This is a genomic window from Agromyces sp. NSFZ (assembly GCF_056156205.1).
Genome location: NZ_CM149585.1, coordinates 1,914,177 through 1,937,419, shown reverse-complemented (window position 1 = coordinate 1,937,419; position 23,243 = coordinate 1,914,177). Strand labels below are relative to the sequence as shown.

18 protein-coding genes are annotated in these 23,243 nt (G+C 70.6%); 4 read left to right on the top strand and 14 right to left on the bottom strand.

Annotated features, from left to right (window positions below; all coding sequences use genetic code 11):
- Positions 1 to 37: 37 nt before the first annotated feature.
- The 7 genes from ACVFI9_RS09225 to ACVFI9_RS09195 all read right to left on the bottom strand — a co-directional run bounded on the left by ACVFI9_RS09225 (position 38) and on the right by ACVFI9_RS09195 (position 7,604).
- Entirely contained in the window at positions 38 to 1,450 is a 1,413-nt protein-coding gene (locus ACVFI9_RS09225; RefSeq protein ID WP_474765956.1) for a UDP-N-acetylmuramoyl-tripeptide--D-alanyl-D-alanine ligase, read from the bottom strand.
- Positions 1,447 to 2,994: a Mur ligase family protein gene (locus tag ACVFI9_RS09220; protein WP_474765954.1), complete on the bottom strand. Its 1,548-nt coding sequence runs from the start codon at positions 2,992 to 2,994 to the stop codon at positions 1,447 to 1,449. The genes ACVFI9_RS09225 and ACVFI9_RS09220 overlap by 4 nt, the downstream gene beginning before the upstream one ends.
- 12 nt (positions 2,995 to 3,006) lie before the next feature.
- Complete coding sequence (locus ACVFI9_RS09215; RefSeq protein ID WP_474765952.1) at positions 3,007 to 4,809, bottom strand: peptidoglycan D,D-transpeptidase FtsI family protein; 1,803 nt, start codon at positions 4,807 to 4,809, stop codon at positions 3,007 to 3,009.
- A gap of 13 nt (positions 4,810 to 4,822) precedes the next feature.
- Positions 4,823 to 5,416: a cell division protein FtsL gene (gene ftsL, locus ACVFI9_RS09210; protein ID WP_474765950.1), complete on the bottom strand. Its 594-nt coding sequence runs from the start codon at positions 5,414 to 5,416 to the stop codon at positions 4,823 to 4,825.
- A complete protein-coding gene (gene rsmH / locus ACVFI9_RS09205; protein ID WP_474765948.1) occupies positions 5,413 to 6,366 on the bottom strand; it encodes a 16S rRNA (cytosine(1402)-N(4))-methyltransferase RsmH in 954 nt (317 codons plus the stop codon). The genes ftsL and rsmH overlap by 4 nt, the downstream gene beginning before the upstream one ends.
- Before the next feature lie 99 nt (positions 6,367 to 6,465).
- Positions 6,466 to 6,897, bottom strand: a complete 432-nt coding sequence (gene mraZ / locus ACVFI9_RS09200) for a division/cell wall cluster transcriptional repressor MraZ (protein ID WP_474765947.1) — start codon at positions 6,895 to 6,897, stop codon at positions 6,466 to 6,468.
- Positions 6,898 to 7,220: 323 nt separating this feature from the next.
- The gene (locus tag ACVFI9_RS09195; RefSeq protein ID WP_474765946.1) at positions 7,221 to 7,604 is read right to left on the bottom strand and encodes a DUF3040 domain-containing protein; all 384 of its coding nucleotides are present in this window, start codon (positions 7,602 to 7,604) and stop codon (positions 7,221 to 7,223) included.
- Between the two features lie 74 nt (positions 7,605 to 7,678).
- Here ACVFI9_RS09195 and ACVFI9_RS09190 point away from each other — a divergent pair, with 74 nt between their 5' ends.
- On the top strand, positions 7,679 to 8,788 hold the full coding sequence (locus ACVFI9_RS09190) for a polyprenyl synthetase family protein (protein ID WP_474765944.1): 1,110 nt from the start codon (positions 7,679 to 7,681) through the stop codon (positions 8,786 to 8,788).
- Positions 8,789 to 8,798: 10 nt separating this feature from the next.
- Here ACVFI9_RS09190 and ACVFI9_RS09185 read toward each other — a convergent pair whose 3' ends face one another.
- A complete protein-coding gene (locus ACVFI9_RS09185) occupies positions 8,799 to 9,137 on the bottom strand; it encodes an Rv2175c family DNA-binding protein (protein ID WP_474765942.1) in 339 nt (112 codons plus the stop codon).
- A 166-nt stretch (positions 9,138 to 9,303) separates the two neighbouring features.
- Between ACVFI9_RS09185 and ACVFI9_RS09180 the strand changes: the two genes are divergently transcribed.
- The gene (locus ACVFI9_RS09180) at positions 9,304 to 10,566 is read left to right on the top strand and encodes a LysM peptidoglycan-binding domain-containing protein (RefSeq protein ID WP_474765941.1); all 1,263 of its coding nucleotides are present in this window, start codon (positions 9,304 to 9,306) and stop codon (positions 10,564 to 10,566) included.
- A gap of 129 nt (positions 10,567 to 10,695) precedes the next feature.
- On the top strand, positions 10,696 to 12,591 hold the full coding sequence (pknB, locus tag ACVFI9_RS09175; protein WP_474766216.1) for a Stk1 family PASTA domain-containing Ser/Thr kinase: 1,896 nt from the start codon (positions 10,696 to 10,698) through the stop codon (positions 12,589 to 12,591).
- Positions 12,592 to 12,648: 57 nt separating this feature from the next.
- On the opposite strand, the gene ACVFI9_RS09170 is transcribed toward pknB, so the two are convergent.
- From ACVFI9_RS09170 to ACVFI9_RS09160, 3 genes are all read right to left on the bottom strand, one after another.
- Entirely contained in the window at positions 12,649 to 14,019 is a 1,371-nt protein-coding gene (locus ACVFI9_RS09170) for a class II 3-deoxy-7-phosphoheptulonate synthase (RefSeq protein ID WP_474765939.1), read from the bottom strand.
- 79 nt (positions 14,020 to 14,098) lie between these two features.
- Positions 14,099 to 14,788 (bottom strand): lysophospholipid acyltransferase family protein, encoded by a 690-nt coding sequence (locus ACVFI9_RS09165; RefSeq protein WP_474765937.1) that lies wholly within the window; start codon positions 14,786 to 14,788, stop codon positions 14,099 to 14,101.
- 51 nt (positions 14,789 to 14,839) lie between these two features.
- On the bottom strand, positions 14,840 to 15,790 hold the full coding sequence (locus ACVFI9_RS09160; protein WP_474765935.1) for an ROK family glucokinase: 951 nt from the start codon (positions 15,788 to 15,790) through the stop codon (positions 14,840 to 14,842).
- Positions 15,791 to 15,936: 146 nt separating this feature from the next.
- Between ACVFI9_RS09160 and ACVFI9_RS09155 the strand changes: the two genes are divergently transcribed.
- On the top strand, positions 15,937 to 17,772 hold the full coding sequence (locus ACVFI9_RS09155) for an AMP-dependent synthetase/ligase (RefSeq protein WP_474765933.1): 1,836 nt from the start codon (positions 15,937 to 15,939) through the stop codon (positions 17,770 to 17,772).
- 98 nt (positions 17,773 to 17,870) lie between these two features.
- On the opposite strand, the gene def is transcribed toward ACVFI9_RS09155, so the two are convergent.
- Genes def through ACVFI9_RS09140 form a run of 3 tightly spaced genes read right to left on the bottom strand, consistent with a single transcriptional unit; the run spans position 17,871 to position 23,213 of the window.
- Complete coding sequence (gene def / locus ACVFI9_RS09150) at positions 17,871 to 18,362, bottom strand: peptide deformylase (RefSeq protein ID WP_474765931.1); 492 nt, start codon at positions 18,360 to 18,362, stop codon at positions 17,871 to 17,873.
- Positions 18,363 to 18,374: 12 nt separating this feature from the next.
- On the bottom strand, positions 18,375 to 19,772 hold the full coding sequence (locus ACVFI9_RS09145) for a MinD/ParA family ATP-binding protein (protein WP_474765930.1): 1,398 nt from the start codon (positions 19,770 to 19,772) through the stop codon (positions 18,375 to 18,377).
- Positions 19,773 to 19,808: 36 nt separating this feature from the next.
- Positions 19,809 to 23,213: a pyruvate carboxylase gene (locus tag ACVFI9_RS09140; protein ID WP_474765929.1), complete on the bottom strand. Its 3,405-nt coding sequence runs from the start codon at positions 23,211 to 23,213 to the stop codon at positions 19,809 to 19,811.
- Between the last annotated feature and the right edge of the window lie 30 nt (positions 23,214 to 23,243).

Below are 23,243 nucleotides of genomic sequence, written 5' to 3'. Positions count from 1 at the left end.
TGACCGAGCAGGCCGATCATCAGTGCTGCCCCGCCGCTCATGCGAACCATTCTCCCAGTCGGTCGCCGAGGTGACGCAGACCCGCCGAGTTCGACGATTTCACGAGCACCGTGTCACCGGGGCGCGCAGTGGCGGTGACGAGGTCGAATGCCTCGTCTGCGGTCTCGACGTAGGCGGATTCGCCGTCCCACGATCCCTCGTTGACGGCCGAGATGTGCAGGCGGCGCGCGCCCTCGCCCACCACGATGAGCTGCGAGATGCCGAGGCGCACCGCGAGCAGTCCGATGCGGTCGTGCTCCTCGCCCGAGAACTCGCCCAGCTCGCTCATCTCGCCGAGCACGGCGATCGTGCGCGTTCCGGGCGCCTGGACCTGGGCGAGGGTCTTCAGGGCGGCCGACATCGAGTCGGGACTCGCGTTGTATGCGTCGTTGATGACCGTGATGCCGTCGCGGCCGCCCATGACCTGCATGCGCCAGCGCTCGGCGAGCGTCATCGACTCGAGGGCCTCGACGATCGCGGGCAGCGGCACGCCGAGCTCCACCGACGCCGCGATGGCGGCGAGCGCGTTCATGACGTGGTGCTCGCCCAGCACGCCGAAATGCACGCGGGCGGTCTCGCCGCCCGGGATCGTCACGGTGAAGTCGGTTCCGCGAGCGTGCACGGCGAGGTGGGTGGCGCGCACGTCGACGTGTCCGCCGAGGCCGAACCACACGACGCGGGCCTTCGTGAGGGCCGCCATCGACGCGACACGCGGATCGTCGGCGTTGAGCACCGCGACATCCGTGTCGAGCAGGTCGGTGACCATCTCGCTCTTGGCCCGCACGGTCTGCTCGATGCCGCCGAACTCGCCGGCGTGCGCGAGTCCGACCTTGAGCACGATGCCCACATCGGGTCGGGCCATGCGCACGAGCCGTGCGATCTCGCCGACGGCGCTCGCACCCATCTCGGCCACGAGGTACTGGGTGTCGTGGGTGAGTTCGAGCATCGTGATCGGCGCGCCGACCTCGTTGTTGAACGACTTGCGTGCCGCGACCGTCGGGCCGACGCGTTCGAGCACGGCCCGCAGGAGGTTCTTCGTGGTGGTCTTTCCGTTGGAGCCCGTGACGCCGACGACGCGCAGCCGTCCGTGTGCGCGCACCCGGCCGACCACCTCGGTCGCGAGGGCGCCGAGCGCGTCGACGGAGTCGTCGACGACGATCTGCGGTACCGCCAGGTCGAGCGGATGCTCCACCACGATGAGCGCCGCGCCCTGGTCGGCTGCGACAGGGGCGAAGTTGTGGCCGTCGTCGAACTCGCCGCGCTTGGCGAAGAAGACGTCACCGGTGCCCACCTCGCGGGAGTCGGTGGTGACGGCGCCGTCGACGATCGTCGTGGGCGTGGCATCCGTGCCGTCGAGGCGCAGCGCGCCGCCGACCGCCGAGGCGATCTCGGCGAGGGTCAGGGCGATCATGCCGGCCAGCCCGCCTCGCGCAGGGCCTGCCTGGCATCGTCTCTGGCCGAGTAGGGGATCTTGACGCCCTTCACCTCGTGGTACTCCTCGTGTCCGGGGCCGGCGTACAGGATGGCGTCGCCCTCGCGCGCCAGTGCGAGCGCGGTGCGGAACGCCTCGCGCGGGTCGGGGACCTCGTGGATCTCCCGGTCGGGAACCGCCGCCTCGGCCCCCGCGATGAGCGCCGCTCGGATCGCGGCAGGGTCCTCGAACCTCGGGTGGAAGTCGGTGATCACCACGATGTCGGCTCCGCGTGCCGCGATGGCGCCCATCTCGGCGCGCTTGGTGGTGTCGCGGTCGCCGTCGGCGCCGAACAGCATGATGAGCCGGCCGTCGGTGACCCGGCGGATGGCGCCGAGGGTCTGCAGGAACGCGTCGGGGCTGTGCCCGTAGTCGATGTAGACGAGCGGGCCGGCGTCGCCGGAGATGCGCTCGGCGCGCCCGGGGATGTAGGCGTCGATGCCGCCGTCGCGGTCGAGCACCTCCGCGATGCGCCCGAAGTCGTGGCCGGCCTCGACGAGCATCACGATCGCGAGTGCGGCGTTGGCGGCCATGTACCAGCCGAGGAGCGGCACCCGCGTCTCGAGCCGGCGCCCTTCGGGTCCTTCGAGCACGAACGACGTGTGCGTCGCCGATTCCTCGCCGACGCTCAGCCGCCAGTCGGCCTCGACGTCGGAGCGGCTGGTCAACGTGGTCACGGGAATGCGCGACTCGGCCACGAGGCGGCGCCCCCATTCCGAGTCGACGGTGACGACGCCGCGCCGGGAGCGGTCGGGCTGGAACAGGTCGCGCTTGGCGACGAAGTACTCGTCCATCGACGTGTAGTCGTCGAGGTGGTCGTGGCTGAGGTTCGTGAAGCCGACGACGTCGAAGACGATGCCGTCGACCCGGTGCCGCGAGAGGGCCTGCGCCGACACCTCGATGCCGACCGCGCGAACGTCGACCTCGCGCATGCGGGCGAGGAGGGCGTGCAGCTCGCTGGCCTCCGGCGTCGTGAGCGAACTGGTGACGGCCTCGTCGCCGATGCGCCGCTCGGCCGTCGAGGTGAGCCCCGCCACGACCCCGAGCTGGCGGAGGATGCCGTAGAGCAGGTACACGACACTCGTCTTGCCGTTGGTGCCGGTGACCCCGAACAGCGTCGCGGGGTTGTCGTCGGTGCGGTGGATCCACGCGGCCACGGCGCCGAGCGCCGCGCGCGCGTCGGGGGTCACGAGGATCGGCAGCTCGGCGCCGGCCGCGAGCTCGGCGCCGGCGTGGTCGGTGAGGATCGCCACGGCACCCGCGTCGCGCGCGGCGACGGCGTACTGCGCGCCATGCGTGTTGCGGCCCGGCACGCCCACGTAGAGGTCGCCGGGGTGCACGGCCTTCGACGAGAGCACGACGCCGGTGACCTCGAGCGCGTCGACGTCGCCGTGCACCTCGAACTCGAACGTCTCGGCGAGGCCGTGCAACGAGCGGGGGTTCGGATGCTTCGGGCGGAGGGCCGTTTGCGGCGATCCGGTCACGACCCCAACTTTCTACCAGGTGGCTGGCAACTCGGGCGCCGGGGCGCCGGATGGAACGGTCCGATACTTCTTCAGCACCTGGCTCATCACCTGTTGGAAGACGGGAGCGGATGCGGCGGACGAGTTCATCTTAACGGGATTCATGATGCTGACCGAAACGACGAACTGCGGATCGTCGGCCGGGGCGAAGCCCGACACCGACACCAGGTACCCCGTGAGGTAGCCGCCGTTGCCGTCGGGAACCTGCGCGGTCCCGGTCTTCGCGGCCACCCGGTAGCCGGGGATCTCCCACTCGTCGGCGAGCCATCCCTCGAGGTACACGCGCTCGAGCATCTGGCTCGTCTGGTTCGCCGCGGTGTCGGAGATCACGCGGGTTCCGGTCGCCTCGGGGGCGATGAGCTCGCCGTCCTCGCCGATGCAGCCGTCGACGAGCCGCACGGGCATGCGCACGCCGTCGTTCGCGATCGTCTGGTAGGCGCTCGCGATCTGCACCGCGGTGGTGGTGAGCCCCTGTCCGAACATGGTCGCGTACTTCGTCTGGTTGTCCCAGGCGTCGGGGCCGCCGTGCAGGTCGCCGGGCTCCTCGCCCGCGAAGCCCACCTCGGTCTCCTCGCCGAGCCCGAAGTCCCGCATGTACTCGTACCGCTCCTCGTCGGTGAGACGTTCGCCGAACATCGACATGCCCGTGTTCGACGAGTCGATGAGCACGCCCGTCAGCGTGTACCGGGTGTCCTCGTGGAAGAAGCTGTCGTTGATGTTCGCGCCGTTCGGCGGCAGGTATCGGTAGCCCGCCACGATCTGGCTCAGCGCGTCGGCCTTGCCGGCGTCGATGACGGATGCCGCGGTCAGCGCCTTGAACGTCGAGCCGGGCTCGAACGGCCCCGTGAAGGCCCGCGACCCGCGGTTGCCGTCGGCGGTCGCCGTGGGGTCGTTGGGGTCGACGGTGGGCACGTCGGCGACCGCGAGCAGCCGGCCGGTCTTTGCCTCCATGACCGTGACGGTCGCCCAGTCGGCGCCCACGGCCTGCACCTGCGCCTCGGCGATGCGCTGCACCATCCACTGCAGGTCGGCGTCGATCGTGAGCTGCAGGGTGCCGCCCGTGCGGGCTTCCGAGTGCACGACCTTCGTACCCGGGATCTCGACCCAGTCCGAGAGGCTGTGCTGGTAGGAGTACTCGCCGTCCTCCCCGGCGACGCACTCGTTCTCCGAGAGCTCGACGCCCGCGAGGGGGGTCCCGTCGTCGGCCTGGACGAAGCCGATGAGGTTGCCGGCGACCGCGCCGTTCGGGTACGTGCGGCTCGGGTGCTCCCACGGCACCACCCACGGGATGTCGAGTTCCTTGATGCGTTCGTAGGTGGCCGTGTCGACGAGCTTCGCGACGTACTCATGGTCGTCGAGGGGGTTCTCCGCGAGTGCCGCGTCGATGATGCCGTGCACCTGCTCGCCGGTGAGTCCGACCACGGCGCCGAGCTCGGCGGTGAGCTGCGCGAGCGGCACCTCCGCCGTCACGGTCTTCGACGGATCGGCCGGATCGGGGACCTCGCGATCGATCGGTCCGGCGTTCTTCGGTGACAGGGCGATGTCGTAGCGCATCACGCTGTCGGCGAGCACCGTGCCCGTCGCATCGACGATGTCGCCGCGTGCACCGTACTCCGTGACCGTGGTCGAGCGGCGCCCCTGCGCCTCCTCGCTGAGCTCGGCGGCCCGCACGACCTGGATCTCGACGAGCCGCACGACGAACACGCCGACGAAGGCGACGAGGACCATGGCCGCGAGGAGGACGCGTCGCGCCGGGTGACGGCTGATGCGGTTCATCTCGTCCTCTCGGTCAGTGCGTGGCGGGCGTCGGCAGTCCGTCGGTCACGGGCGGTGGCGGCGGCGCGACCTGCGTGCCGCTGCCCCCTGCAGGCGCTTGGGTGCCGGACCCCCCGGTCGGAGTCTCCCCCGCCTGCTGCGCGGTCACGGGCGGCACGCCGTCGATCAGGGCATTCGGCACGAGCGGCCCGGATGCCGCGGCGCCCGCGCTCGCGGCGGTGGGCTCGCCGAGCACCGCACCGTCGGAGAGCCGCAGGTACACCGGTTCGGCGTTCGGCACCATGCCGAGTGCCTCGGCGTTCATCGCGAGGTACTGCGGGGACTCGAGACGATCGAGGTCCTCGGCCAGCTTCTGCTCCTCGCGTGCCAGCTCGGCCCGCTGCAGCTGGTAGGCGTCGATCTCGTAGGCGCCCTGCGCGAGGGCGATCGAGAGCAGCAGTTGCGCGACGACGATGACCGCCACGGCGCCGACCGCGATGATCGCGTAGGCGAGGCGGGGCCGGCCGCGCACGGCCGCCGTCTCGGGCGCGGGGCGCAGCGGGCGCTGGCGGGCGGGACCGGAGACGCGACGTGGGGCGGGAACGGACTGGGCCGGCAGTGCGGTCACGACGGCCTCCTCACTCGTTCGACGGCGCGCAGGCGCACCGGCTTCGCACGCGGGTTCTCCGCCTGCTCGGCGTCGCTCGCGAGCTCGGCGCCCCGCACGAGGAGCCGGAACTGCGGGCGGTGTTCGGGCAGCTCCATGGGGAGCCCCGCCGGCGCGCTCGAACGCGCGGCGGCCTGGAGGGCGCGCTTCACGATGCGGTCCTCGAGCGACTGGTAGGCGAGCACGACCATGCGGCCGTTCACCGCGATGAGGTCGAGCGCCGCCGGGATGGCGCGCTCGAGCACCGACAGCTCCTCGTTCACCTCGATGCGGAGGGCCTGGAAGACGCGCTTGGCGGGATGTCCCTGCCGCTGCACGGCCACGGGCGTGGCCTTCGTGATGATCTCGACCAGTTCGCCGGACCGCGTGATCGGGGCATTCGACCGCGCCTGCACGATCGCCCGGGCGTACCTGGGTGCGAGCTTCTCCTCGCCGTACTCGTAGAACAGGCGCCGAAGCTCCTCCTCGCTCGACTCGGCGATGACGTCGGCCGCGGTGCGACCGCGCGTCGGATCCATGCGCATGTCGAGCGGGGCATCCTTCGAGTAGGCGAACCCGCGCTCGGCGCGGTCGAGCTGCAGCGACGAGACGCCCAGGTCGAAGAGCACGCCCTGCACCTCGTCGTACCCCTCGGAACGGACCGCGTCGGCGATGCCGTCGTAGACCGTGTGCACGAAGCGGGCGCGATCACCGAAGGGCGCGAGCCGCTCGCGGGCGATCGCCAGCGCCTCGGTGTCGCGATCGAGGCCGATGACCGTGAGCTTCGGGAAACGCTCGAGGAAGGCGCGACTGTGGCCGCCCATGCCGAGGGTCGCGTCGACGAGCACGGCACGGTCGCCCTCGAGCGCGGGAGCGAGCAGCTCGATGGTGCGCTCGAGCATGACCGGGGTGTGGATGCGTTCGATGTCCATGATTCCTTCGACTCCTGTTCCCGGGTTCCGATCCCCATCCGTTCGTCCTGGTGCGGGGAAGTGCATCAGGCGCGCACGGCTGGGAGTCGCAACCCGGGGCTAGAAGAGCCCGGGGATCACCTCCTCCGCCGTCTCCGCGAAGGCCGCCTCCTGCTCGGCGAGGTATGTCTGCCACGCCGCCGCATCCCAGATCTCCACCCGGCCGCCCGCACCGATGACCGCGAGGTCCCGGTCGAGCCCCGCATAGCTGCGGAGCGTGGCAGGGATGGTGACCCGATGCTGCTTGTCGGGGGTCTCCGCGGAAGCCCCCGAGAGGAAGACGCGCATGTAGTCGCGTGCCTGCTTGCTCGTTACCGGGGCTTGGCGGATCTTGTCGCTCATGCTCTCGAACTCGCGAACGCTGAACACGTAGATGCAGCGCTCCTGCCCGCGCGTGAGCACGAGCCCGTTCGACAGCTCCTCCCGGAACTTCGCCGGAAGAATGACGCGGCCCTTCTCGTCGAGCTTCGGCTCGTAGGTCCCGAGGAACACCGCACCACCCCCTTTCCTCCGGCCAGGGATCCAGGTAGCCCCACTTTACTCCACTCCCCTCCCCGAACCAACGACATCCGCCTGATTTCCCCGTTCTGGGGGTGTGAGTTCCCTGTGAACACGCGGAGGAACGGTGGTGGAGGAGGGTGGAGGGTCAGAGGTGTGAGTCCTCCGTCTCCGCTCCCGCTCGAGGGCGATCGCGCACGCCGGCCGGCGCCGTGGAGGGGTGTGGAGCGCAGATCTCAGCCCGCAGCCATGCCCGGATAACACGAAAACGGGCCGATCCGAAGATCGACCCGTCGCGGGTGGTGGGAAGTGGAGGGCTACTCGCGGCCCTCCTGGCGGCGATCCCATCGGTCGTTCAGCCGGTCCATGAACCCGCCGCTCGAGCGCCGGGACTTGGACGGCGCCGTCGGTTCTGCAGGTGCGGCAGCGAGGCCGCTGCGCTTCGAGGGGGTGATGGCGACGAGCACGCCGACGAACATGAGCGCGAAGCCGATGACGCCGACGATCAGCAACTGGAGGGCGACGCCCGCGATCAGGGCGCCGACGCCGGCCACCGCGAGCAGCACGCCGAGCACGATCGCCCGGTAGTTGGGACGACGACCGCGAACCCCACCGACCGCATGGACGAAATCGGCGTCGTTACGATAGAGGTTGCGCTCCATCTCCTCGAGAAGACGTTGCTCCTGCTCTGAAAGCGGCATCTCATTCCCCTCAGGCTCGGGACCGACGCATCCGCCTTCATTCTAGCCCCGCCCCGCGTCGCTAGGCTAGGCGAGTGGCTCACGGTTCCCGGCTCGTCGATCTTGTGCATGCGCGCATCGAGGAATTCCTCGCCGAACGCACTTCCATTCTCCGCTCCATCAGCTCCGATCTGGACCCATTGACCACCTTCTCTGAGGGGTTTCTCAGCGGGGGCAAGCGGTTCCGTGCGCTGTTCTGCTACTGGGGATGGGAGGCGGTGGGCGCCCGCGGCTTCGATCCCTTCGAGACCGGCGGGCGAGACCTCTTCCCGGTCGTCTCCGCCGCCTCCGCGCTCGAGGTCTTCCACGCCGCTGCGCTCGTGCACGACGACATCATCGACAACTCCGACACCCGCCGCGGCGCCCCGGCCGCGCACCGGCTGTTCGAGACCCTGCACGGCGACTCGGGCTGGGCCGGCAGCGGCGCCGACTTCGGTCGCGCCTCGGCGATCCTGCTCGGCGACCTCCTCCTCGGCTGGAGCGACGAGCTCCTCGACGACGGGCTCTCCGCGCTCTCCGACCGCACCGCCGCGCGCGCGGCGCGCGCCGAGTTCATCCGAATGCGCACCGAGGTGATGGCCGGGCAGTACCTCGACATCCTCGAGGAACGCGCCTGGCTGACGCAGCCGGAGTCGGAACAGCGCACCCGCGCCGAACGCGTCATCGTCTACAAGGCGGCGAAGTACTCGGTCGAGTCGCCGCTCGCCATCGGCGGCGCCATCGCCGGCGCCTCCGCCGCGCAGGCGCAGGCCCTCCGCGACTTCGGCCTGCCCCTCGGCATCGCCTACCAGTTGCGCGACGACCTGCTCGGCGTCTACGGCGACCCCGACGTCACCGGCAAGCCGAGTGGCGACGACCTCCGCGAGGGCAAGCGCACGATGCTCGTCGCCATCGCCCGGGAGCGCCTCGCGGCCGGTCAACGCCGACTGCTCGACGAACTCCTCGGCGACCCCGAACTCGGCGCCGACCAGGTGCGCATGCTGCAGCGCACCATCAGCGAGTGCGGGGCGGTCGACGAGATCGAGCGGATCATCGCCGACAACGTCGCCCGGGCCACCGCGGCCCTGGCCGACGCGCCGCTCGCACGGGAGGCCCGCGCGGAACTCGGTTCGCTGGCGAAGGCCGTCAGCCGGCGCACGAGCTGAGCCCCGAGGGCTACGCGAGGGCCTGCGCGACCCGTCGCACCTCGGACTTGCGGCCGGCGCGCAGCGCGGCGATGGGCGTCGTGCCCAGGCTGTCCTCCTCGGCGAGCAGCCATTCCAGCGCCTCGACGTCGGTGAAGCCCGCATCGGCGAGGACCATCGCGGTGCCGTGCAGCTCGGGCAACGGTGCGTCGTCGCGGAGGAACACGGCGGGCACCTTGAGCACGCCGTCGATGCGCTTGGCCAGCAGGTGCCGATCATCGATGAGGCGGCGGATGCGGCTCGGCGTCTGCCCGAGCAGCTCGACGAGGTCGGGAACGGTCAGCCAGTCGGTCTGGTCGGCGTCGGTCACGGATCAAGCCTGCCAGAAGCCGAGTGACGCCGGGAAGGGCGCGCCGGGCGATGACCCCCCGATCGGGGCGGAGTCGGCGGACTCGCGGCGAGGTCGTTGACTCGCCTCACCCGCTGTGCGACGGTGGCCGCGACGTCGGAGAACCAGTTCGGCGTGAGGGGGAACCATGGCGAACGAGTCGGAGTCGACCGGCGCCGACGAGGGGCGGCGCACCGACCACGCGAGCTCCGCGGCCCGGCGGAGTCGCGGCATCCGGGGCATCCGGGGCATCCTGGGGGTTCCACTCGCGGTCGTGAGCACCGTCGCCGTCACGCTCGGCATCGTGCAGCCGGCCGAGGCGGCACCGCAGACCGTCAAGCGTCCGTCGAAGTCGAAGGGTCTGCAGGCGGAGGGCGCGCGCACCGCCCGAGCCGTGGCGACGACCGCACCGCCCGTGGAGTACCTCGTGGTGGACGGCGACACGGTCAGCGGCATCGCCGAGCGGTTCGGTCTCGCGACCGCCGAGGTCCTCGCCCTCAACGGCCTGAGCTGGTCGAGCCTCATCTTCCCGGGTCAGCGGCTCGCCCTCCCGGGCGGAGGCGCGGCTCCGACCCCGGTTCCGCCCGCCGAGCCCGAGATCCGCAAGCACGTCGTGGTCGAGGGCGACACGGTCATCGGCATCGCGGCCGCCTACGGCCTGGATGCGGGCAGCATCCTCAGCGCCAACGGCCTCGGGACGTCAAGCCTCATCTTCCCCGGCGAGTCCATCGTGCTGCCGCCGTCGGCCGCGGGCGCGGCCGCCCCGAGCGAGGCCACCACGGCGCCCGCTCCCGACGCGGCCTCCGCCCCGTCGCAGGCCGCCGCTCCCGAATCGCACACCGTGGCGGAGGGTGACACGCTGTACGACATCGCCGCCGCCCACGGCATCACCGTCGCGGATCTCGACCGGTTGAACGAGCTCGGCGGCTCCACCGTCATCCAACCCGGACAGGTGCTCATCATCCGGCGCCCGGAGCCCGTCGTCGAGGCATCCGTCAACGTGCCCCTCGACGACGAGATGCGCGGCCACGCACGCATCATCATCGAGATGGGACGCGCCCTCGGCGTGCCCGACCAGGGCATCGTCGTCGCCCTGGCCGCCGCAGCCCAGGAGTCGGGACTGCGGAACCTGCGACACGGCGACCGCGACTCGCTGGGCCTGTTCCAGCAGCGCCCGAGCCAGGGCTGGGGCACGGTCGACGAGGTGCTCGACCCGGTGCGCGCCACAGCCGCGTTCTACGGCGGCGCCGCCAACCCGAATCCGGGCCGCACCAAGGGACTGCTCGACCTCCCCGGGTGGGAGGCGATGACCGTCACGCAGGCCGCGCAGGCGGTGCAGCTCTCGGAGTTCCCCGACCACTACGCGAAGTGGGAGACTGCGGCACGGGCCTGGCTCTCGGAACTCGGCTGACGGGCGCCCGCGGGGCATCCGTCGATCACGAAGCCGTTGCAATCTGGCGACTGACCGTCATCGAGTCCTCATGCGGCATGCACATCTTCGTACACTCGTACGGTGACCACCGCTCCGCCCGCCGACCCGATGATCGGCCGTCTGGTCGACGGCCGGTACCAGGTGCGCTCGCGGATCGCCCGCGGCGGCATGGCCACGGTGTACCTCGCGACCGATCTGCGCCTCGAGCGCCGCGTCGCGATCAAGATCATGCACGGCCACCTCGCCGACGACAACACGTTCAAGACCCGCTTCGTGCAGGAGGCCCGCTCGGCCGCCCGGCTGGCGCACCCGAACGTGGTCAACGTGTTCGACCAGGGCCAGGACTCCGACATGGCGTACCTCGTCATGGAGTATCTGCCGGGCATCACGCTGCGCGACCTCCTGAAGGACTACAAGAAGCTCACTCCCGAGCAGACGGTCGACATCATGGATGCCGTGCTCGCGGGTCTCGCGGCGGCGCACCAGGCGGGCATCGTGCACCGCGACCTGAAGCCCGAGAACGTGCTGCTCGCCGACGACGGCCGCATCAAGCTCGGCGACTTCGGGCTCGCACGAGCCGCGAGCGCCAACACCGCGACCGGGCAGGCACTGCTCGGCACCATCGCCTACCTCTCCCCCGAGCTCGTCACCCGCGGCGTGGCCGACGCGCGCAGCGACCTGTACGCGGTCGGCATCATGATGTACGAGATGCTCACCGGCGAGCAGCCCTACGTGGGCGAGGCGCCCATGACCATCGCCTACCAGCACGCCAACGAGTCGGTGCCCGCGCCGAGCACCAAGAGCCCGGGCGTCCCGCACGAGCTCGACGAGCTCGTGCTGTGGGCGACCGCGCGCGACCCCGACGGGCGGCCGCACGACGCCCGCGAGATGCTCGAGCGACTCCGCGAGGTCGAGGGGGCGATCCGGATGCCGCGTTCGCAACCGTATGCGACGCAGGCGACGACGGTCATCGCCGATGCCGGCATGCCCGAGGGTGCCGCCACCGCCGAGACCGCGGTGCTGGGCGGCCGTGCAGCCGCGCCGACCGCGGTGGCGGAGGCATCCGACGACGACGACGCGACCGCGCTCACGACGACGGCCGAGCGCCGCAAGCGGCGTGGCTACTGGATCTTCGCCCTCGTGGTCCTGCTCACCGGGCTCGCCGCCGGCACCGGCTGGTTCTTCGGCGCGGGCCCGGGCGCACTCGTGAGCGTGCCCGACGTCGCGACCCTCGCGCCCGCCGAAGCCACGACCGTGCTCGAGGAGGCCGGCTTCCAGGTCGTGCCGGGCGAACGCAACGACCCGGTGGTGCCGCAGGGGCAGGTGTCGGGCACCGATCCCGAGGGCGGGTCGCAGGCGCAGCGCGGCTCGACGGTGACCATGTTCGTCTCGCTGGGGCCGCGGATGCTCGCCATGCCCGACGTCATCGGTTCGCCGGAGGCGGAGGCGCGCGACGCCCTCGCGGACTTCACCGTCGCCGAGGAGAACGCGCAGCAGTTCTCGGGCGACTTCACCGCGGGCACCGTGATCGCCGTGCTGGGTGGCGACGGGAACCCGATCGAGACGGGCGCCGAATACCCCGAGCTCGGCGCGGTGACGCTCGTCATCTCGGTGGGTGCCATCCCGCCCGTCGAGGGGCTGCCGGTCGGCGAGGCGCAGGCCGCACTCGAGTCGGTGAAGCTCGTGGTCGACTTCGGCGAAGCGGAGTTCCACGACGAGGTGCCCGTCGACCACGTCGTCACCGCGACCTACGCGAACGATCCCATGCGCCCGGGCGACACGGTCGTGCTGACCCTCTCGAAGGGGCCCGACCTCGTCGAGGTGCCGAACGTCATCACCGGCCAGACCGTGGCGCAGGCGCGCGCGCAACTCGAGGCGCTCGGGTTCAGCGTGACGAGCAACGTGCCCGGATTCCTCGAAGGCGCGGTCGTGGCCTCCGTGCAGAGCCCCGCCGCCGGCGAGCTGCTGAAGCGCGGCTCGGAGGTCACCGTCAACTTCGGCTGATCGGGCCGGACGCGGGCGCGGGACATCCGTCGCCGGATGCCCCGCGCCGATCGCCGCTCAGCGTGCGGTGAGCTCCTCGGCCACGAGGAAGGCGAGCTCGAGCGACTGCATGTGGTTCAGGCGCGGGTCGCACAGCGACTCGTAGCGCGTCTCGAGCGTGATCTCGTCGATGTACTCGGAGCCGCCGAGGCACTCGGTGACGTCGTCGCCCGTGAGTTCCACGTGGATGCCGCCCGGGTAGGTACCGGCCGCTCGGTGCGCCTCGAAGAAGCCGCGGACCTCGTCGACCACGTCGTCGAAGCGACGCGTCTTGTACCCGGTCGAGGTCGTGATGCCATTGCCGTGCATGGGGTCGGTGACCCACAACGGGTTGGCGTCGCTGGCCTTGATGGCCTCGAGCAGCGGCGGCAGCGCGTCGCGGATCTTGCCCGCGCCCATGCGGGTGATGAACGTGAGGCGGCCAGGCTCGCGGTGCGGGTCGAGCTTCTCGACGAGCTCGAGCATGGTCTCGGGCGTCGTCGTGGGCCCGAGCTTCACGCCGATGGGGTTGCGCACGCGCGAGAGGAAGTCGACGTGCGCGCCATCGAGGTCTCGGGTGCGCTCGCCGATCCAGATGAAGTGCGCGGACGTGTCGTAGGGCGTGCCGGTGCGCGAGTCGATTCGCGTCATCGGGCGCTCGTAGTCCATGAGCAGGCCCTCGTGGCCCGTGTAGAACTCGGTGTGCCGCAGCGCCTCGAAGTCGGCGCCGCAGGCGTCCATGAACTTGATGGCGCGGTCGATCTCGCGGGCCAGCGACTCGTAGCGAGCGTTCGCCGGATTCGCCGAGAAGCCCTGGTTCCACGAGTGCACCTGACGCAGGTCGGCGAAGCCGCCCTGGGTGAACGCGCGGATGAGGTTGAGCGTCGAGGCGGCCATGTGGTAGCCGCGAATGAGGCGAGCCGGGTCGGCGACACGCGACTCGGGCGTGAAGTCGTAGCCGTTCACGATGTCGCCGCGGTACGCGGGCAGCGTGACGCCGCCGCGCGTCTCGGTGTCGCTCGAGCGCGGCTTGGCGAACTGGCCCGCCATGCGGCCCATCTTCACGACGGGCATCGAGGCGCCGTAGGTGAGCACCACGGCCATCTGCAGCACGGTCTTCACGCGGTTGCGGATCTGGTCGGCCGTCGCGCCCGCGAAGGTCTCGGCGCAGTCGCCGCCCTGCAGGAGGAACGCCCTGCCCTGCGACGCGGCGGCCAGCCGCTCGCGCAGCATGTCGACCTCGCCCGCGAAGACGAGCGGCGGCAGCGTGGCGAGCTCGGCGGATGCCGCGTGCGCGGCTTCGGCGTCGGGCCACGTGGGCTGCTGCTTGATCGGCAGCGTGCGCCAATAGTCGAGGCCGTCGATCACTGAGGGATCTGCGAAGACGACGGGCTCGACGAGCTGTACCACGGGAATGTCCTGAAGGTTCGGGCGCGATGCGCCATGAATGGGCAACGGCACCGCACGTCGCGACGCCGCCGTTTCGAGCCTACCCCGATTGCGCCGCGCGCTGCTCTCGCACGGAGCTGGCGTACACGTCGACGTACTCCTGCCCGCTGAGGGCGCGGAGCTCGTAGACCAGCTCATCCGTCACGGAACGCAACACGAATCGGTCGCCTTCCAGCCCGTGGAAGCGCGAGAAGTCGAGCGGCTCGCCGATGATGATGCCGATGCGGCGCACCTTCGGGAGGCGGGTGCCGATCGGCATGACGAGCTCGGTGCCGATCATCGCGACGGGGATGACCGGCACGCCGGCCTCGAGCACCATGCGCGCGACACCGGTGCGCCCGCGATACAGGCGGGCGTCGGGGCTCCGGGTGCCCTCGGGGTAGATGCCCAGCACGCCGCCCTCGCCGAGCACCCGGAGGCCGGTGTTCAGCGAAGCCTCCGACGCCTTGCCGCCCGAGCGATCGATGGGCAGCTGGCCCGAGGCCTGGAAGAAGACGCGCGTGGCCCAGCCCTTGAGCCCCTTGCCGGTGAAGTACTCGCTCTTCGCGAGGAACACCACCCGGCGGTCGACGACGAGCGGCAGGAAGATGGAGTCGATGAAGGAGAGGTGGTTGGAGGCCAGCACGACCGCGCCCTCCTTGGGCACGTTCTCGAGGCCGACGACCCAGGGCCGGAAGATCGCCAGCAGGATCGGGCCGACGACGATGTGCTTCATGATCCAGTAGAACACCGCGTGCCTCCCTTCCGTCGCGAGCGACGATTCAGCCTATCCCCGGGCCGCTCAGGCGTGCTCAGCGACCCAGACGCGAGCGAGATCCGCGGCGCCGACGACGCCGGCGTCGTTCACGAGCTCGGCGATCACGAAGTCGGGTTCAGGGTGGTACCCGCGAGCGGGAAGGTGTTCGAGGAAGGCCTCGCGCACGGGTTCGAGGAGCAGGTCGCCGGCGATGGCGACGCCGCCGCCGAAGACGAACCGCTGCGGGTCGAGCACCGCCGACAGCGAGGCGGCGGCCTGGCCGAGCCAGTGCCCGAGCTGGCGGAGGGCGGCAGTGGCTCCCGGATCCTCGGCGGCGATGAGGTCGCCGACGATCCGGCCGTCGAGCGCGCCGTGCTCGTCGCGGGCGCGCGCGAGCGCCAGCCCGATGCCGCCCGCGTCGGCGATCTCGCCCGCCATGCGCATGAGCGCCCGGCCGGAACCGTACTGCTCGAGGCATCCGTGCTGCCCGCAGCCGCAGGCGATGCCGTTCGGCACCAGCCGCATGTGCCCGAGCTCGGCGCCGGCCCCGAATCCACCCCGGAACAGCCGGTCGCTCGCGACGATGGCGCCGCCCACGCCCGTGCCGATCGTGAGCATGACCATGTCGCTCACCATGCGGCCCGCACCGAAGCGGAACTCCGCCCAGCCCGCGGCGTTGGCGTCGTTCTCGACGACGACCGTCGCACCGACGCGGGCCTCGAGCTTCTCGCGGAACGGTTCGTTGCGCCAGTTGATGTTCGGCGCGTAGTACACGACGGACTGCGCCGCGTCGATGAAGCCGGCGGCGGCGACCCCGACCGCGGCGACGGGCCCATCGGCCGAGAGCGATCGGATCATCTCGACGACGGCGTCCTCGAGGCGCGCCGGGTCGCCGGCGGGGGTCGGCACCCGCTCGCTTCGCACGATGGCGCCGAGTTCGTCGACGACCGCGCCGGCGATCTTCGTTCCGCCGATGTCGATACCGATCGCATGCACCAGCAGGCTGCCTTTCGAGAGGGAGAACCGGGCGGTCTCGGGGCCTGCTGGCCGCGCGAGCAACGGACTAGAGTGTAATCGACCCCAACGCCGAGGTTCGCACGCGCTCAGCCGCGCGACCCTCCCCGGTTGCCGAAGGAGCTACCGTGATCGAATTCGAGACACCCGCCCTCGTCCCCGCCGACCCAGAGGCCAACACCACCGATCTGCTGGTGCAACGTGTCGCGGAGACGCCAGACTCGGTGCTGTTCTCCCTTCCCACGGCCGACGGCGGTTGGTCGCCCGTCACCACCCGCGAGTTCCACGAGCAGGTCATCGCCCTCGCCAAGGGCCTCGTCGCGTCGGGCATCCAGCCGGGCGACAAGATCGGCCTGATGGCCAAGACGCGCTACGAGTGGACGCTCATCGACTTCGCAACCTGGTTCGCCGGCGCCGTGCTCGTGCCCATCTACGAGACGAGCTCGCCCGCCCAGGTGAAGTGGAACCTCGGAGACTCGGGCTCCATCGCCGTGATCGTGGAGACGCCCGACCACTTCGCGCGCTTCGACGAGGTCCATCCCGAGCTGCCCGCCATCCGGAACGTGTGGCAGATCGACCTCGGCGACCTCGACAAGCTCGTGGCCGCGGGCGCCGACGTGCCCGACGAGGAGATCGAGCGCCGCCGCACGCTCGCCGTCGGCTCCGACATCGCGACGCTCATCTACACGTCCGGCTCGACCGGCAAGCCGAAGGGCTGCGTCCTCACCCACGCCAACTTCGTCGAGCTCTCGCGCAACGCGGCCGTCGCGCTCAAGGAGGTCGTGCTCGACCCGAACGGCGCGTCGACGCTCCTGTTCATCACGACTGCGCACGTGTTCGCCCGGTTCATCTCCGTGCTCTGCGTGCACGCCGGCGTGCGCGTCGGCCACCAGCCCGACACCAAGCAGCTCCTCCCCTCGCTCGGCAGCTTCAAGCCGACCTTCCTCCTCGCGGTGCCGCGCGTGTTCGAGAAGGTCTACAACGTCTCCGAGCAGAAGGCCGAAGCCGGCGGCAAGGGCAAGATCTTCCGCTCCGCCGCCGAGACCGCCGTCGCCCACTCCGCCGCGAAGGAGTCGGGTGCCAAGATCCCGCTCGGCATGAAGCTGAAGTTCGCGCTCTTCGACCGACTCGTGTACGCCAAGCTGCGCACGGCCATGGGCGGCAACGTCAAGTACGCCGTGTCGGGCTCGGCGCCGCTCGGCCCGCGTCTCGGGCACTTCTACCACTCGCTGGGCATCACGATCCTCGAGGGCTACGGCCTCACCGAGACCACGGCGCCCGCCACGGTCAACCTCGTCACGAAGTCCAAGATCGGCACCGTCGGCCCGGCCCTCCCGGGCGTCGGGGTCCGTCTCGCCGATGACGGCGAGATCCAGGTGAAGGGTGTCAACGTCTTCAAGGAGTACTGGAAGAACCCCGAGGCCACGGCCGAGTCGTTCGACGGCGAGTGGTTCAAGACCGGCGACATCGGCTCTTTCGACAGCGACGGCTTCCTCTCGATCACGGGCCGCAAGAAGGAGATCATCGTCACGGCCGGCGGCAAGAACGTCGCCCCGGCCGCCCTCGAGGACCCCATCCGCGCGAACCCGCTCGTCGGGCAGGTCGTGGTGGTCGGCGACAAGAAGCCGTTCATCTCCGCGCTCGTGACGCTCGATCCCGAGATGCTCCCCGTGTGGCTCAACAACAACGACGAGGACGCGGGCATGAGCGTCGACGAAGCGGCGAGGAACCCGGCGGTCCTCGCCGAGGTGCAGCGCGCGATCGACGCGGCGAACGAGACCGTGTCGCGCGCCGAGTCGATCCGCAAGTTCACGATCCTCCCGACCGAGCTCACCGAGGCGAGCGGTCACCTCACGCCGAAGCTCAGCATCAAGCGCAACGTGATCCTCGAGGACTTCTCCGGTGAGATCGAGGCGATGTACTCGGGCGCACCGGCGACCGAGGGTCACTCGATCGTGCACTGAGTCGCAGCCGCCGCCGCCGTTGCGCCACGTGCGCGGCCTCTGCGCCAGCGGTGCTGGTGCAGAGGGCGCCGAAGTGGCGCAACGGCGGCACCCGCGCGTCAGAACCAGTCGGACTCGCGGACCGCCCGCATCGCCGCCCGGCGCTCGTCCTTCTCGAGCCGATCGAGATAGAGGAGCCCGTCGAGGTGATCGGTCTCGTGCTGCAACGCCTGCGCCATGAGCCCCGTGCCCGACAGCTCGATCTCGTTGCCGTCGAGGTCGATACCGCGAACCCGTGCGAACGGATAGCGCTTCGTCTTGTGCCAGAGCCCCGGCACCGAGAGGCAGCCCTCGTCGAGCAACTCGGGCTCCCCCGAGACCTCGACGAGCTCGGGGTTCAGGATGTACCCGACCTCGCCGTCGACGTTGTAGCTGAACGCGCGCAGGTTCACCCCGATCTGCGAGGCCGCCACGCCCGCGCGCCCGGGCAGCCTGACGCTGTCGAGGAGGTCCGCGACGAGCGCACGAACGCCGTCATCGATCTGTTCGACGGGGGCGGAGACGGTCTTCAGGACGGGGTCGCCGAACAGGCGAATGGGACGTTCGGGCAATTGCACTCCAAATCAGTGCCCGCGCTCTGCGGGCAGGCCTTCCACGACGAGGGCGGCGAGTTCTCGCGCCGCGTGCTGGGTCACGGGACGCAGCTCATGCCAGTTCACCACGGATCCGGCCGCGAGCTGCGGGTCGTACGGGATGCGCACGATCTCGCGCACACGCGACTGGAAGTGCGCCTCGATCTCGTCGACCTTGACGAGGTGGGTGCCCTGGGTCGCCAGGTTGATCGCGACGACGGCGTTGCGTACGAGCTCGCCGTATCCGTTGGCCTCGAGCCAGGTGAGCGTCTCAGACGCGAGGCGGGCTTCGTCGACGCTGCCGCCGGACACGATGACGATCGCGTCGGCGCGCTGCAGCGTCGCGCGCATGACGGAGTGCACGATGCCCGTGCCGCAGTCGGTGAGGACCAGCGAGTAGTAACGCGCGGCGAGCCCGGCGACGACGTTGTAGTCGTTGTCGTCGAACGCCTCGGAGAGCGTGGGGTCGGTGTCGGAGGCGAGGATGTCGAGCCTCGTCTCATCGCGGGACACGAAGCGTGAGAAGTCGGTGTACCCGCCGATCGACGACGCCTTCGTGACCACGTCTCGCACGGTCTCGCGAGTCTGGCGGTCGACGCGCTCGGCCAGGGTGCCACGGTCGGGGTTCGCGTCGATCGCGATGATGCGGTCGTCGCGGGCGTCGGCCAAGGCCATGCCGAGGAGCGCGGTGATGGTCGTCTTGCCCACGCCACCCTTGCGAGTGAGCACGGGCACGAATCGGGCACCGCCCTCGAACCGCTTCTGGATGCGCGCGCTCATCGCCTTGTGAGCGCGCACCTTCGCGGAGTCTCCGAGGTTCACGAGGTGCAGCGACGCCTCGTACAGGAAGCGGTTGAGCCCGCCCTGCGGGGCCGGCCGGGTGGTGCGATTCAGGTCGATCAGCCGGTCGGCGGTGAGCGATTCGGAGGTCTCGGGCACCTCGAGCTCGGCGCCGGGCACCGTCTCCCCCGGCACGTCGACGATGGCCACGTGACTGCCGGTGTCGGTGGTCACGCGTTCGCGACGCAGCTTCGAGGCGTCGGCGGCGAGCAGGGCGCTGTACGGCGAGGGGTCGCGTCGGGATCCGCCGCGGTACCCGGGGCCGGCAAGCGCCGGCGTGATGACCTCGACCGAGGTGGTGCCCTGTGCGGAGCCCACCACGGTTCCCGGATTCACCGCCACGTCGTCGATGGCCACGGCCACCTCGTCCTCGGGCATCTCGGGTGGCGGCACAGGTGGAAGGTCGACCCGGACGCTCGGGCTCTCGGGGAGCGCATCCGCCGCGTGCGCCGCACTCGCCTCCTGCAGCGCATCACGATCGAGCGGCGCGGTGTGAACGCCGGTCGCCCGGCGCCTCCTGGTCTCTTCTCCACCTCTGTCGTCAGACACCGATATCCCCTCCCATCAGTGCACTACGACGACAGCCTATCGTGGGCGTACTGCGACGAGGAGGTCGCCGGCTTCGACCTGCTGGGTCTTGGGGATCGCGACGCGTTCGACGATGCCGGTGATCGGGGAGGTGATCGCGGCTTCCATCTTCATGGCCTCGATGGATGCGACGGCCTGTCCGGCGGTCACTTCGGCGCCGGCCTCGACGGCCAGGGTGACCACGCCCGAGAACGGTGCGGCGATCTGGCCGGGCTGGGAGGCATCCGCCTTCTCGGCCGTGCGGGACTCGACCACGATGCTGCGGTCCCGGACGAACACCGGCCGGAGCTGCCCGTTCAGGATCGTCATCACGGTGCGCATGCCCTTGTCGTCGGCCTCGCCGATCGCTTCCAGGCCGGCGTACAGGCGCACGCCCTTGTCGATCTCGACGACGTGCTCGGAGCCCTGCCGGAGCCCGTACAGGTAGTCGCAGGTGTCCACCGCGGAGAGGTCGCCGAACAGTTCCCGGATCTGCTCGAACTGACGGGTCGGCGCCGGGAACAGCAACGCGTTCAGGGTCGACCGGCGGGTCACGCTGTCCGCCTCGAGGGCCTCGCGCTGCTCGGTGCTGAGCTCGGTGACCCCGACCCGGATGTCCTTGCCGGCGAGCACCTTGCTGCGGAACGGTTCGGGCCAGCCGCCGGGCAGGTCGCCGAGCTCGCCGGCCATGAACCCGATCACCGAGTCGGGCACGTCGTACTTGTCGGGGTTCGCGGCGAAATCGGCCGGGTCGGCCTTGACCGCGGCCAGGTGCAGGGCGAGGTCGCCGACCACCTTCGACGACGGCGTGACCTTCGGCACCCGGCCGAGGATCCGGTTCGCGGCGGCGTACATGTCCTCGATGAGCTCGAAATCGTCCGCCAGCCCCAACGCGATCGCCTGCTGACGCAGGTTCGACAACTGCCCGCCCGGGATCTCGTGGTGGTACACCCGGCCGGTCGGGCCGGGCAGGCCCGACTCGAACGGCCGGTAGATGCGACGCACCGCCTCCCAGTACGGCTCCAGGTCCGCGACCGCCTGCAACCCGATGCCGGTGTCGCGTTCGGTGTGCGCGAGCGCCGCGACCAGCGCCGACGCCGACGGCTGGCTGGTCGTGCCCGCCATCGGCGCGCTCGCGACGTCGACCGCGTCCACCCCGGCACGGGCGGCCGCGAGCAGGGTCGCGAGCTGCCCGCCCGCGGTGTCGTGGGTGTGCAGGTGCACCGGCAGGTCGAACCGGTCCCGCAACGCGCCGACCAGCTTCTCCGCCGCGGCCGGACGCAACAGGCCCGCCATGTCCTTGATCGCGATGATGTGCGCCCCGGCCTGGACGATCTGCTCCGCCAGCCGCAGGTAGTAGTCCAGGGTGTACAGGTCCTCGGCCGGGTCGAGCAGGTCCCCGGTGTAGCAGACCGCGACCTCCGCGACCGTGTGCCCGGTCGCGAGCACCGAATCGATCGCCGGACGCATCTGCGACACGTCGTTCAACGCGTCGAAGATCCGGAAGATGTCCACCCCGGTCGCGGCGGCCTCACGCACGAACGCGTCGGTCACCTCGGTCGGGTACGGCGTGTACCCGACCGTGTTCCGGCCACGCAGCAGCATCTGGATGTTGATGTTCGGCAGCACCTCACGCAACGCCGCGAGCCGCTCCCACGGGTCCTCGCCGAGGAACCGCAACGCGACGTCGTACGTCGCGCCGCCCCACGCCTCGACCGAGAGCAGGCCCGGCGTCATCCGCGCCACGTACGGCGCCACCGCGACCAGGTCACGGGTCCGGACCCGGGTCGCGAGCAACGACTGGTGCGCGTCCCGGAACGTGGTCTCGGTCACCGCGAGCGGCGTCTGCGCCCGCAACGCCGCCGCGAACCCGGCCGGCCCCAACTCCAGCAGCCGCTGCCGCGCCCCATCCGGCGCCGGCGCGGCCAGATCCAGCTCGGGCAGCTTCTCGACCGGATGCACCGTCGTCGGCGCCGGCCCGTTCGGCTGGTTCACCGTGACATCCGCCAGCCAGTTCAGGATCTTCGTGCCCCGGTCCTTCGACACCCGGCCCCGCACCAGGCTCGGCCGCTCATCGATGAACGACGTGCTAAGGTCGCCCGCGATGAACGCCGGGTCCTCCAGCACCGCCTGCAGGAACGAGATGTTCGTCGACACCCCCCGGATCCGGAACTCCGCCAGCGCCCGCCGCGCCCGCGCCACCGCCGCCGGATAATCCCGGCCACGGCAGGTGAGCTTCGCGAGCATCGAGTCGAAGTGCGGGCTGATCTGCGCACCCGGATTCACCGTGCCGCCATCGAGGCGGATCCCGGCGCCGCCCGGCGACCGGTACGTCGTGATCCGGCCCGTGTCCGGACGGAACCCCGCCGTCGGGTCCTCCGTCGTGATGCGGCACTGCAACGCCGCACCACGAAGCTTGATCGCGTCCTGCAGGAGCCCGAGGTCGGCGAGGGACTCCCCCGCTGCGATCCGGATCTGCGACTGTACCAGGTCGACGTCGGTGACCTCCTCGGTCACCGTGTGCTCGACCTGGATCCGCGGGTTCATCTCGATGAACACATGCTGACCGGCCCGCTCGCCCGCCGTGTCGACCAGGAACTCCACCGTGCCCGCGTTCACATACCCGATCGAACGCGCGAACGCCACGGCGTCCCGGTACAGCCGCTGACGGACCTCGTCGGACAGGTTCGGCGCCGGCGCGATCTCGATCACCTTCTGATGCCGGCGCTGCACCGAGCAGTCCCGCTCGAACAGATGCACCGTCTCGCCCGACGCATCCGCGAGCACCTGCACCTCGATATGCCGGGGCCGCAGCACCGCCTGCTCCAGGAACATCGTCGGATCCCCGAACGCGCTGTCCGCCTCCCGCATCGCCTCCTCGAGCGCCGGACGCAACTCATCACGCGAGTTCACCCGGCGCATCCCACGACCACCACCACCGGCCACCGCCTTCGCGAAGATCGGGAAGCCGATCTCGTCGGCCTGCGCCACGAGCGCGTCGACATCGCGCGACGGCGGCGTCGACTTCAGCACCGGCACCCCCGCCGCGATCGCGTACTCCTTCGCCGTGACCTTGTTGCCCGCCATCTCGAGCACGCCCTTCGACGGCCCGATGAACGTGATCCCCGCCTCGGCCGCAGCCTGCGCCAACTCCGGGTTCTCCGACAGGAACCCGTACCCCGGATAGATCGCGTCCGCCCCCGACTCCCTCGCGACCCGGATGATCTCCGACACATCCAGATACGCACGCACCGGATGCCCCGGCTCACCGATCTGGTACGCCTCGTCCGCCTTCAGGCGATGCAACGAATTGCGATCCTCGACCGGATACACCGCCACAGTCTTCGCACCGAGCTCGACGGCCGCACGGAACGCCCGAATGGCGATCTCCCCACGATTGGCAACCAGGATCTTCGTGAACATGCAGGCCTTTCAGACGGGTTTCCGCACAGC